Origin of the sequence: Paenibacillus sp. Leaf72 (genome assembly GCF_001422685.1) — a bacterium.
Classification (GTDB): domain Bacteria; phylum Bacillota; class Bacilli; order Paenibacillales; family Paenibacillaceae; genus Pristimantibacillus.
Genome location: NZ_LMLV01000001.1, coordinates 1,618,130 through 1,631,177, shown reverse-complemented (window position 1 = coordinate 1,631,177; position 13,048 = coordinate 1,618,130). Strand labels below are relative to the sequence as shown.

At 47.0% G+C, this 13,048-nt stretch carries 7 protein-coding genes; 3 read left to right on the top strand and 4 right to left on the bottom strand.

All coding sequences use genetic code 11. The features are described 5' to 3' along the window. Positions 1-124: 124 nt before the first annotated feature. From ASF12_RS06965 to ASF12_RS06955, 3 genes are read left to right on the top strand one after another with little or no spacing between them, the layout of a single operon-like run. Positions 125-1,957, top strand: a complete 1,833-nt coding sequence (locus ASF12_RS06965; RefSeq protein ID WP_056031342.1) for a stalk domain-containing protein — start codon at positions 125-127, stop codon at positions 1,955-1,957. 25 nt (positions 1,958-1,982) lie between these two features. Further along, positions 1,983-2,264 carry a stalk domain-containing protein gene (locus ASF12_RS06960; RefSeq protein WP_056031339.1) on the top strand — a complete coding sequence of 94 codons (282 nt, stop codon included), beginning with the start codon at positions 1,983-1,985 and terminating at the stop codon, positions 2,262-2,264. Beyond that, positions 2,212-3,132 (top strand): hypothetical protein, encoded by a 921-nt coding sequence (locus ASF12_RS06955; protein WP_162241882.1) that lies wholly within the window; start codon positions 2,212-2,214, stop codon positions 3,130-3,132. Before ASF12_RS06960 ends, ASF12_RS06955 begins: the two co-directional genes overlap by 53 nt. Before the next feature lie 100 nt (positions 3,133-3,232). On the opposite strand, the gene ASF12_RS06950 is transcribed toward ASF12_RS06955, so the two are convergent. From ASF12_RS06950 to ASF12_RS06930, 4 genes are all read right to left on the bottom strand, one after another. Further along, positions 3,233-5,191, bottom strand: coding sequence for an AraC family transcriptional regulator (locus tag ASF12_RS06950; protein ID WP_056031333.1), 1,959 nt, complete (start codon positions 5,189-5,191; stop codon positions 3,233-3,235). A gap of 172 nt (positions 5,192-5,363) precedes the next feature. Then, a complete protein-coding gene (locus ASF12_RS06945) occupies positions 5,364-7,553 on the bottom strand; it encodes an S-layer homology domain-containing protein (RefSeq protein ID WP_235533064.1) in 2,190 nt (729 codons plus the stop codon). Between the two features lie 3,489 nt (positions 7,554-11,042). Continuing rightward, the gene (locus ASF12_RS06935) at positions 11,043-11,984 is read right to left on the bottom strand and encodes an aldo/keto reductase (RefSeq protein ID WP_056031326.1); all 942 of its coding nucleotides are present in this window, start codon (positions 11,982-11,984) and stop codon (positions 11,043-11,045) included. Between the two features lie 48 nt (positions 11,985-12,032). Next, on the bottom strand, positions 12,033-13,031 hold the full coding sequence (locus tag ASF12_RS06930) for a Gfo/Idh/MocA family protein (protein WP_056031324.1): 999 nt from the start codon (positions 13,029-13,031) through the stop codon (positions 12,033-12,035). Between the last annotated feature and the right edge of the window lie 17 nt (positions 13,032-13,048).

Sequence of the window (13,048 nt, the reverse complement as noted above, 5' to 3'; positions counted from 1 at the left end):
GCAAAACAGCCTCGGCATGCTGCCGAAGGCTTTTTTTTATAAGCTGTATCTATATCATCTGTTACATTAAGCCGATAATTACAATATTATACGAAGCGGATAATAGGGGATGAGAGAGAAGTATATGAAGAAGATAGTCGTATTGGTAATAGGATTTTTATGCTTAGGCTTGCTGGCTCCAGCAGTTTACGGTGCAAATGATACACGAGAAATAAAGATATTGCTCGATGGAGTTCCCCTTACCTCTGAAACTGCTCCTGCTCTGCAAAAAGGACAGGTAATGGTACCAGCGGAAATGATCTTTGAAGCGCTAGGGGCGGAGCTTGTTTGGTACAACAGTTATAAAATATTTATCTCCTCCAAAGCTGATCAAATATTGTCATACCAGATGGGGGAACAACAGGCCTTTATTAACGAGGATCCTGTATCGCTTACGCTGCCAGGGGATTGGGTAGACGGTTCAGCGATGTTTCCTGTACGGATTGCGGCGGAAGCCTTTGGAGCCAAGCTGATGTGGGATAAAACGAATCTTACGCTGCAAATACAATCCGCTCCAAAGATAGATGCTGAGGTTGTTGAGGCTTTTGATGGCCTGTATGTGGCATTAAAATATATAAATACGGAGCAGGAGTTGGTCACCGAACAAGTCCGGCTTTCGGGGCTCTCTCCCATTCAAAATAGTATGGAGGCAACGGAATACTTAAAGGCTATGCTGCCAATTGGCACAAAGGTTAGGGTAGATTTTCGAAGTGGGCGGGATAGAAATAAGAATCTGTGGGCTTTGGTATATAAGGACGATGGAACGATTGTTAACCAAGAGTTGGTGAGCCGAGGGTACGCTAAAAACTCTTTAGTTAATGAAGATCCCTACCTGAAAGCACGGCTGCTGCCTTTCCAAGAGGAGGCCCACATGAAAAAGCTAGGGATTTGGTCCAAAACAGAGCCCTACATAACCGATTCGATTAAAACGGCAAGTATAGATGGAGAAATTGCGCTTGTAACATCAAGCGGGCAGTTATGGACGTGGGGGCAATTTTATGAGAAGCCTATGAAATTATTGGAAAATGTTAAACAAGTCAAACTGGATGGGGACCTTGGTATTGCTTTGAAAAATGACGGAACTGTCTGGGTTTGGGGTTTTAATAATGCAGGTGGTTGGGGCAATGGCTTGGAAAAATATGAGGTGACCCGCATTCCCCAGCAAGTGGAGGGGCTTGAGAAAATATCAGCTATAGAAAATCATAACTCGGCTGTTATGGCTATAGATGATTCAGGAGAAGTATATGCTTGGGGGTCAAACTCCAATGGGAAATTGGGAGAGGAATACGATATCAATAAGATTATTCACCCAAGCCCTGTTAAGTTGCCATGGAGCAATGTGAAAGAGGTTAAAATCGGATTTACCTTTACAGCTGTATTGAAAAATGATGGCACGGTGTGGAAGACGAATCCTGACAGCTCCGAGCTTATTCATGTTAAAGAGCTTTCCAACATTACGAGCATTGAAATGAACAATACAGCCGTACTCGCTATAAAGAAAGATGGCACGGTGTGGGGGTGGGATGAGCTGCGAGAAAGTATTTTTGGTAGCAGCTATTATTTTGCCAAGTCTCCAAAGCAGATTGATGGTTTAAGCCGTATCGTAAAAACTGTAGCTGGAAAATATCATTTTTTTGCAATTGATGATAAGGGAACATTATATGGTTGGGGAGAAAATGTCGCCGGAGAGCTTGGTATGCTTTCGATTGGCGAGGCGGTGGAAAAACCAACGAAAATTATGGATTTGTCTCCGGTAAGAGATGTATTCGCGGATACAAGCAAATCCCTATTTTTAAAACAAGATGGGACGTTATGGGGAGTCGGGCATAGTCCGTACTTTATTTTTGGCGAGAATTATAAGAAAGGTTGGATGGATGATCTAAATTACAGTGAGTTAACGCAAATTAAGCTTCAATAATAGCTCAGTGTGGAGTGAAAAATCAATGATAAGAAAACTCTTTATTAAAAATGGTTTCGTGTTTCTACTGGTTATAGCATGCATGCTAATGCCTAACACATCGGTATTTGCAGCAGATAAGCCAGTTGTGCAGCCGATACGTCTCTTGGTACAGGATAAAGAAATTAAACCTGTGGTTGCTCCCATTATCCGTGGAGGAAGAGTGTATGTCGAGTTTCGCAGTGTTGTGAAGGAATTGGGTTTTACTTTTCATTTTGATAAAAACAAGAAGATTATTACGGCAAGGTCAGAGGTACGCATTTTTTAAAATTGATTTAAATAGTGGGATGGCTTACGTTAACGGAAGGCAGTTTGTTTTTGATTGGGAAACACCTACTATTATTGAATCTGGGGCGAACACCTTAGTCCTTGGACATTTGTTTCAACCTACTGAGTATTTAGTTGCAGAGTATTATACAGACAAAAGAATTGTAAACGTACATGAAAGTATGTGGCCAAAACCCAAAAAGGCCGATCTAAGAATAATTCGATCCATTCTTGAGTCATACTTTCAAGATTTTAATCCCGTTGCTCAGATAACAAGCATTGAATTAGAATCTTGGGGCACCTATGTCACGATGCTCACGGGTGTATTCATACCAAAGATGGGGAATGAGTTGCTGGATCGCATGGAGCATGCAACTATTAGAATGAGTAATGAAGAAGGAAAAGGCTGGGAAATACATGATGTCTCATCGGAAATCGAATATCTTGATTATGAGTCACTCTCCCATGAGGAGGTAGCTGTACCTGATAAAGATAAATCCGCTATCTATACTTTAGTGGAGGCAAACGCGAAAGCAATAGATGATGAAAATTCCTCAGCTTTGATCGAGATGATCAATCCCGTTTATTGGGCAAGTGAAGGCTCTTTTTCCAAGGAAGAATTGAATAAATATTATACCTCTGTTTTTTTAAATTACGATTACGACTATAGGCTGGAGCAAGCGACGATAGTTTCATATGAGCCGAATAAAGCAAAAGTATATTATGTGTCTACGGTAAAAAATAGTGAAGGGACTACAGAAGAATTTACTCGGCTCTATGAGTTGCAGGATGTAAGTAAAGCAACTGATGGCAAGTGGTACTGGGAGCCCGATAGCTCTATCATGATTTATTCGGAGCTTGTCTCATAAAATAAAAAAACACAGCAATGCACATTTCGCGCCGTTGCTGTGTTTTTTTATGGAGCGAATATTTCACTCCATTACCTATTTTCTAAACGCCATTAATTTATTATTTCGTACTTACAAGCCAATCAGCAAGCTCTTCCGTTTGGGTCAGAATAGCGATCGGGTCCCAGTACCAGGAACGCTCTTTGCCCCAAATAAATACCCGGTTATTTTTGACGGCGTCAAGAGATCCCCAGATCGGGTCTGCTTTGAGATCGTCGATGGACTGCCTGTCGGTCGTGAGCACGATATAATCCCCGGCATATTTAGGCAATACCTCATTAGATAGGGTTGCCCAGCCTGGATCGCCTATCTCAGCAGCTACTTCAGCAGGAGGCTTAAAGCCAAATACATTGTAAATGGGCTGTCCGCCTTTGCCATAGTTGGCGCCGACCGCCGAAACGTCTTTCCCGATCCATTCCAAGACGGAGAACGTGCTTTCTGCCGGAATGACCTCAAGCACTTTTTGTTTCGCTGTTGCGATACGGCTATCATAGTCGGCAAGCCATGCGGTTGCTTCCTGCTCCTTGCCCAGCAGTTCGCCAAAATAGGAAACTTCCTCATGTACCGATTTAAGCGAAGCATAAGGGACAATAACAGTTGGCGCGATTTTGCTTAGCTGATCATTCATTTCAGTATACATGTCATCCATAATGATCAGATCTGGCTCTATCGAAAGAATTTTCTCTATACTGCCGTTCCCGTCTCCCAGATCCTCTACGTCCTTTAAAGCATCGCTTAAATAAGGATTTGAAAGATGGTGAGTGGAGGTTCCAACCGGAATCACACCGAGTGCCAGCAGGCTGCCTAAATATTCTCCAGCCACTACGCGTTTCGGATGCAGCGGAACTTCAACATCACCCATAACGGTCGATACGATTTTGGTTCCTTCTTGCTCAGGCGCGGGGCTAGCCGTTGCTTGAGGCGTACTGCTCGGTTCTGTAGAGCTTGCTGCTCCAGTAGCAGCATTATTGCTAGTAGACGCTTGTGTTCCGCAAGCGTTGAGAAGCAGCATAAAGCTGAGTAGTATTACCGCCGCCATGGACGGTTTTAATTCTCTAAACATAATAGACTCTCCCTCTTTGCTCCGTTGATAATCGTTATCAGCTACATTAGTATAGCGGAGCGTTTTTGGAGGGGCAATGGAGGATCTCATGATTGTAGAAGGACAATCTTCTACCGGTTTAATTGCAGAACGCTGCGCTCTGAATAGGGAGGGAGAGACGCCTTTATATTTTTTAAACAGCCTGCCTAAATAATAGGGGTCGCGATAGCCGACGCCAGCCGCTATTTCGCTTAGCGTGGCATCGGTTTCAAGCAGCAGAGCTGCCGCCCTGTCGATACGGACTTTGATCAAATAATCAATGGGGCTAACACCCGTCCGGCTTTTAAAATAGGAGGATAAGTGAGGGACGCTGTAATTCAGGCTTTCTGATAAGGACTCCAGTGTGATGGGCTCGGCATATTGCTTCTGAATAATCGCAATGATTTGCGCTGCTAAATCACGCTTTTCTGAATAAGTGCCCTGTACCTTCAATTGATTTAATAGTTCGTGGGCGAACTGGAAAAGCAGGTTTTTGGCATGCAGCTGTCCAAGCGCCTCCGCCTTGTTCCATTCCTTGTACATGTCGGTCAAGCAGCGGTATAAAACGACAGGATGGGCAGGCGCAAATTCATATAGCGTGTGAAAAGGGCGCAGCCGTTCAGCAAGCTGAACAATGTGCTGCGGCGCAGGCAGTGGAATCGTCGCTTTATAATAAACACTATAATATTCAAAGCCGTCCTCACCAGCCTGAAAATCAATGGCTGCTCCTTTACCGATATGCAAAATCTTAAAACGATTAAAAGGGTGCAATTCCACGTTAACTTGTACCTGCGCGCTTCCACGAATACACATAATAAACAGGCTGGCAGGCGCTTTATAGGGGCGAGTGGATTCTCCCGCTTTCACAACAATGTGGCGAACATCCAGCAGTTTGCAATAGGTGTAATTCCATATCACGATATGATCATGTACGTCCATCCTCTGAAACCTGCTTTCTCAATAAATGCCGAGCTGCTTAGTGCTTATACATTCAATTATAATGGACAGCTCTTCTGATCAACAACCAGCGGTGCCGCAAAATAGAAAAGGGCTGCCCTTAAGTCATCGTGGATGACTTGGATGGCAACCCCTTTGGTCAGTCTAATTTTAATTATTGAATCAGATACGATTTTTGCAGCAGTCTTTGCATAATGGCAGCGACCTCAGCTCTGGTAATAAAAGCTTTAGGAGCCAGCTCGGCGCTGGTTCTTCCGGATACGATGCCTGCTAGCACGCTGTCGGCTATGCCATTTTTCGCCCATTCAGCAGCATTCGCTGCATCTTTATAAGGGAGCAGAGTTTGTGCTGCCGCCTCATTCGCAAGCTGGGCTTTCAAATTCGTCAGCGTCATGGCTTTAGCGATAATGACCATCGCTTGTTCCCGTGTAATTTTATCGTTCGGACGGAACGTACCATCTTCAAATCCATCGATTAAATGATAGGCATAGGCGGTATGAATGGCGGAGCTATACCAATCCGAGGCGGATACATCTGAAAATGAAGCCGCACCGTTTTCAAGTCGCAAGCCTAGTCCACGGACGATTACGGCTGCAAACTCTGCGCGAGAAATGTCGCGATTGGGATTAAAGAGGCCATTTTCATTTCCTTCAATAATCATTCGCGAGCCCATATCGTTGACTGCCTTTTTCGCCCAATGCTGCGTGACATCGCTAAACTCAAAGGGATGCCAGACTATCGCATACGTACTGTTGGTTAGGCTATTTACTTGTGCAAAATAGGCACCATTTTCTTGGACGACCTTTGTCGGCACATGGCGCACCGTTCCATCTGGTTCAACGACAACTCCCGTTGTAATTTTGTTCGGGTCAATGCCGCTCGGAATAGCGATTGAGCGCTGTACATAAGTGTTGAACTTGGTAATCTCAAAGGTTTTATTGCCGTAGATGCCTTTGACAGTAAACTCAATGGCAGGAGCGACAAGCGTGAGTCCTTCTTTAGCCACAGCATTGTTTACTACATTTTTCATATCAGTTGTTGGCGTGGATATTGTAATTTGAATTTTTATGTCCTGCAAAGATAGAGCGTTGCCAAGCTGGGCGGAAACAAAGCTGCTATTGATTTGCAAAACGGGAATTTTGTAGGATGCACGATCTGTTCTGATTTCAAGAGTGGCTTGATAATCTTCCATCGTTTTAAGCATCTGACCATTGATTTCACCGATGATCACATCAGATTGGCTGCTTACCGGAATCGTGACGACGGCAAACTTGCCTTCCTCTGCAAGCTTTTTCTCCAGACTTTTTTGATCAACTATAATGGTTGTGGTGGAACGGTTGTTGATGATACTAGTGATGGAAGTGCCGATATTTTCAACCTTACCATTGATCCATACTTCAACACCGTTACGGGTAGTTGTCGAATCTGTTGGCTGTACAGCAGGTGAAGATCCACCGCTGCCACTATTGCTAGTTGTCGTAAATGGCGTGACGGCGTTAGAGGCAGTGGAAGCCATGCTTTCGCCTGCAGCGTTAAGCGCCTTGACTGTAAAAGTGTAGCTCGTACCATTTGTTAAGCCAGTAATGGTGATTGGGCTAGCTGTTCCGGTAACCGTTGCGTTTCCTGGAGAAACGGTTATTTGATACGCTGTTATTAAGCTCCCGCCGTTGTCTGCTGGGGCGGTGAAGGAGACAGTTGCCTGCCCATTCCCTGCTGCTGCGGTGACGTTCGTTGGGGCTGTGGCAACGGTGGCTGGAGTCGTGCTTGCTTCATTGGATTGAAGGCTCAGGCCGCCTGTACCGCCTGCTTTTACAACAAAGTAATAAGCTGTGCCATTGCTTAGATTTTGCACAATCGTGCTAGTGCCTGTCACTGTTGCGATAGGCGTATTGCTGTACTGCCCGGAAGCATTTGCTATAAAAATATCGTAATAGCTCGCGTCTGCTGAAGGGCTCCAATTCAAGGTGACTTGTTGATCGCCGCCTAGGGCAATAAGATTTTGCGGTTGATCAGGTGCGATTAGTACATTAACCGTTACACCAGCTGAATTGCTGGTAGCCGTAGCGGTTGGGTTGCCCGTCGCGCTGCTGTCTGTGTTTGTGATGACAACGTAGTAGTAAGTCGTACCTGCACTAGTAGTTGGTGCTGAGTACGAAGCGCTAGTTGCACCGCCGATAGGCGTACCGCCAACCGTGCTATTGGTTGAATTGCTATACCACTGATAGCTCAGTGTTGCATCGCCACTAGCTGCAATACTTAGGTTCGCGTTGTCGCCCACGTTCACAGTCTTATCCGTTGGCTCAGTATCGATAGTAGGAGTGGATGCGTTGGTTAGTGCATTCACGGTTACGACAGCTACATTGCTGGTAGCCGAGTTGGTGCTGAATAAGAAGCGCTAGTCGCACCGCCGATAGGCGTCCCGCCAACTGTGCTGTTGCTTGAATTACTGTACCATTGGTAGCTCAGTGTTGCATCGCCACTAGCTGCAATACTTAGGTTCGCGTTGTCACCCACGTTCACAGTCTTATCCGTTGGCTCAGTATCGATAGTAGGAGTGGATGCGTTGGTTAGTGCATTCACGGTTACGACAGCTACATTGCTGGTAGCNATGACGACCTCAGTGTTGCATCGCCACTAGCTGCAATACTTAGGTTCGCGTTGTCRCCCACGTTCACAGTCTTATCCGTTGGCTCAGTATCGATAGTAGGAGTGGATGCGTTGGTTAGTGCATTCACGGTTACGACAGCTACATTGCTGGTAGCCGTAGCAGTCTGGCTCCCTGTAGCACTGCTGTCCGTATTGGTCACGACAACGTAGTAGTAAGTCGTGACCGCACTAGAAGTTGGTGCTGAATAAGAAGCGCTAGTCGCACCGCCGATAGGCGTCCCGCCAACTGTGCTGTTGCTTGAATTACTGTACCATTGGTAGCTCAGTGTTGCNAGTTGGTGCTGAATAAGAAGCGCTAGTCGCACCGCCGATAGGCGTCCCGCCAACTGTGCTGTTGCTTGAATTACTGTACCATTGGTAGCTCAGTGTTGCGTCGCCACTAGCTGCAATACTCAGATTCGCGTTGTCGCCCACGTTCACAGTCTTATCCGTTGGCTCTGTATCGATAGTAGGAGTGGATGCGTTGGTTAACGCAATCACGGTTACGGTTGCAACATTACTGGTAGCCGTAGCGGTTTGGTTACCTGTTGCGCTACTNTGTATCGATAGTAGGAGTGGATGCGTTGGTTAACGCAATCACGGTTACGGTTGCAACATTACTGGTAGCCGTAGCGGTTTGGTTACCTGTTGCGCTACTGTCTGTGTTTGTGATGACAACATAGTAGTAAGTCGTGCCTACGCTAGAAGTTGGAACTGCATACGAAGCGTTAGTCGCGCCGCCGATAGGCGTACCGCCAACCGTGCTGTTAGTTGAATTGCTATACCACTGATAGCTCAGTGTTGCATCGCCACTAGCTGCAATACTCAGGTTCGCGCTGTCGCCCACGTTCACAGTCTTATCCGTTGGCTCAGTATCGATAGTAGGAGTGGATGCGTTGGTTAACGCAATCACGGTTACGGTTGCAACATTACTGGTAGCCGTAGCGGTTTGGTTACCTGTTGCGCTACTGTCTGTGNGTATCGATAGTAGGAGTGGATGCGTTGGTTAACGCAATCACGGTTACGGTTGCAACATTACTGGTAGCCGTAGCGGTTTGGTTACCTGTTGCGCTACTGTCTGTATTTGTGATGACAACGTAGTAGTAGGCAGTGCCTGCACTGGAAGTTGGTGCTGCATACGAAGCGCTAGTCGCACTGCCGATCAGCGTCCCGCCGACGTTGCTGTTCGTCGAATTGCTGTACCACTGATAGCTAAGCGCCGCGCCACCGCTAGCCGCAACACTGAGGTTTGCGCTGTCGCCGACGTTCACAGTTTTATCTGTTGGCTGCGTATTAATCGTTGGAGTTGCAGCATGAGTAAGAGAAATCACGGTAACCTTAGCTGCATTGCTGGTAGCCATAGCAGTCTGGTTTCCTGTAGCACTGCTGTCCGTATTGGTCACGACAACATAGTAGTAAGTCGTACCTGCACTAGAAGTTGGTGCTGAATACGAAGCGTTAGTCGCACCGCCAACGAGTGTCCCGCCGACGTTGCTGTTCGTCGAATTGCTGTACCACTGATAGCTAAGCGCCGCGCCACCGCTAGCCGCAACACTGAGGTTCGCGCTGTCGCCGACGTTCACAGTTTTATCTGTTGGCTGCGTGTTAATCGTCGGAGTTGCTGCATGAGTAAGAGCGTTCACGGTAACCTTAGCTGCATTGCTGGTAGCCGTAGCAGTCTGATTGCCTGATGCACTGCTGTCCGTATTCGTTACGACTGCGTAATAGTAGGTCGTGCCCGCACTGGAGGTTGGTGCCGAATACGAAGCGCTAGTCGCACCGCCGATAAGCGACCCGCCGACGTTGCTGTTCGTCGAATTGCTATACCATTGGTAGCTAAGCGTCGCGCCACCGCTAGCCGCGACACTTAGGCTTGCACTGCCGCCGACGTTCACGGTCTTATCAGTCGGCTGAGTGCCAATAGTTGGCGGAGCCGCATTAGTGATGATTGGTTCGTCAATTTGAATATTATTAATACCATGCCAGGTTGGGCCTGTTGAATATAGAAGCACCTTATCAACATTGTAGAATGCTGATCCTAATATCACTGTTTTCGAATCGTAATTATTCACTAATTCATCTGTAGTAAATGAAGTATTTCCCACTTCCGTTCCATTACGATAGCCTACTACAGTAATAGAAGCAGATCCGCCCCAATTAGAGTAAAAGAATTCCTTTAACCGAAACTCGGCTCCGTCAGACGATTGCATGCCCATGCCTTTCCAACCACTAGCTATATTAGAAGCATAACTAGTCAAAGCATGGAAAGAGTCACTTTGTTGAGTATCCCCATGTATCAGCTTTTCTGGAATAATTGTGCCGCTCGTATCGCTGATATTGTAAAACTGCATATTAATACCTGCGATATTGGCAGATCCGCCCTCGCCGTCTTCGGCAATACCGTCGTTCCACGCCGTTGCTTCATTCGTGGTAAACGTGACAGTTGTGGGGGTGATGGCAGCGGCAGCCACGTCTATGAATGGATTCATAGAAAAACTGCTAGAAAGAACGACCGTTAAGCTTAATAAAATTATAAAAGCCTTCTTGAGATGTTTAACCGAGCGTATAATATGGATCACTCCCTCAGATGTAGGTGCTCTTAATTAAATGGTTTACAGCGGTGTACGGCCTAATTTTATTTCTCGATGTTTATGAATCCCATTCTTTCATACAATTTGCTGCTAACGCTCCCCCATTTCCACAGTTATCTGAAAATAGTAGTAGATAATATAACAGACATTATTCGACAAATAGCTGTCGATTTCCTTTGCTTTATAACAGCGCTATCCATAATATTTTTTCGTTAAAAGCACGCCAAAAAACCGCCAAAAGGTTGGCGGCTCAAGGATATTTTGGATCTCGATATCTCGATCTAATAGATGAAGTACCGTAAGGCAGCTTCATACGAGTCGTTTCAGGAGTTTCCCCTGTACAAAGATAGATTTGGCGGACACAGCAGCTGCTATTTTAACCGAATCACGGGTTATGGCACACGTCGCGGACTCAGGAGCCGCTAATGCGCTGTCCAAAGCCATTTCGATGGGAGGAAGAGGGCAATAACGGATTTCCTGTCCGCATATCGCCTATAATCGGGTCAAAAGCCAGAATAGCGGAACCTCAGTCCGCCAAAAAAGGAATGAGGTTCCAAAACTGCGTGATCTCAGCAACAATCGTATGCTGCGGTTACCTAGCCTTGAGTTTCCGAGGTCAGATCCAGCCAATTCCGCTCTTCTGCTGTCAATGTAATAAGCGAGCCCTCATCGCAGGATCGCAGCTCCTCCAGTGACTGTGCGCCAATTAAGGCGCAGGTCGGGAACGGCTGATTTAGCACGTAAGCGAGTGCGATTTGAATGGCGGTAAACCCTTTGCGGGCAGCAAGCTGCTTGGCACGCTCCAGCCGCTCCCAGTTGCCGTCGCTGTAGAAGACGCGGACCAGATCGGCATTCGACCGATCCTCGGGTGTAAAGCGTTCCGTGAAGAAGCCTCTGGCTTGGGACGACCACGAAAATAACGGCATTTGCGTTGCTTCATGCCAAGCGGATGTCTCTTCATCGGCGGAAACGCAGCCTGCCCAGAACGGTTCGTTTGCTTTTGCCAGGCTGAAGTTAGGGCTATTGAAGGAAAAGCCCACCAAACCTTTGGCTGCTGCGTAATCATTGGCTTCCTTAATACGCTGCCATGTCCAGTTGGACACGCCAATCGTCCGAACGGCGCCTGAAGCGACATGCTCGTTCAAAATTTCAATGACCTCGCCAGCGGGAACGGCTGGATCATCGCGGTGCAGCGCATACATATCAATGTAGCCGGATTGCAGCCGCTCAAGGCTGGTGTTCAAATCGCTGCGAATCGCTTCACTGCTTACACGGGGGCCATTTTGGTCATGATGTGCGCCTTTAGTCAAAATGACCCACTGCTCCCGATTGCCTCTTTCTTTCAAATAACGGCCGATAACTTCCTCGCTTTGACCGCCGCAGTAAATATGGGCCGAATCAATGGAATTGCCGCCGATGGCGAAAAACGCATCCAAGTTTGCCGCAGCTTTATCATAGCGGTCATGAAAAAAATAATCCGAGCCTTTCATAAGCCGGGATACCGGTTTGTCCAAGCCTTGCACCTTTAAATAATCCATTGTTGTCGTGGCCTCCTCAATAGGCTAATGTGCTTGAAGCGTTTAAGCTTATAAAATAACTCTTTGGCGCTCGCGTGCAGACTGCAGGCAGGCATCAATCACTTTCATATTGCGAATGCCATCCGCAGCACCGAAGGTTAGAGCTTTGCCTTCTGTAATGGCACGTGCCATATGGTCGGCTTGCTCGGTATAGGCATTTACATAAGGGACTTCAACTTCCTTGCGCTCGCCGCCAGATGTGACGAATATCGTGCCGCTTTCTGGAGTAGGCGTAACAAAAGCGGAAGGAACCTCGATTATTCCATCGCTGCCTAATATCTCAAGCGGATTGCGGAAGGCGGACCACATGCCGCAATCGAAGGTGAGCGATACATTGCCCTCGAATTCGATGAGCCCGAACGCCATCATATCCACATCATCATGCTCGGGTGAAAATTGGGCGTTTACCGTTACCGCTTCAGGCTCCTTGCCCAGCAATAGGCGCGCTGCATTAATCGGATAGCAGCCTACATCGTAGAGGGAGCCGCCGCCCCAAGCCTTGCGGTAACGGACGTTCGCTTTATCGCCTGCATTGTTGAATGTAAAAGCACTGCGAATGCCGCGTACCTCACCGATGGCACCGTTTGCAATTAAGTTTTTAATCGTTTCATAGCGGGGATGGTAGCGATACATAAAAGCCTCGGAAAGCAGGACGCCAGCTTGCTCAGCGGCTTCAGCCATTTCTGCTGCTTCGTGTGCCGTAAGGGCAAGCGGTTTTTCGCATAAAATATGTTTGCCTGCCGCAGCAGCCTTGATTGCCCATTCCTTATGCAAATGGTTAGGGAGCGGTATATAAATGACGTCGATGGAGCTGTCCGCCAAAAGGGCTTCATAGCTGTCGTATGCAGTCGGAATTTGGAGTTGTTCGGCGGTTTGCTTAGCCTTGTCTCCGTCGCGGCTGGCGATGGCAGCCACTTCATTTAATTCAGATAAATGCAGCCCTGGAATAACAGCGCGTTTCGCAATTCCAGCACAGCCAATAATGCCCCATTTCAACTTCTTGCTCATGATTCAACCTCGCTTTG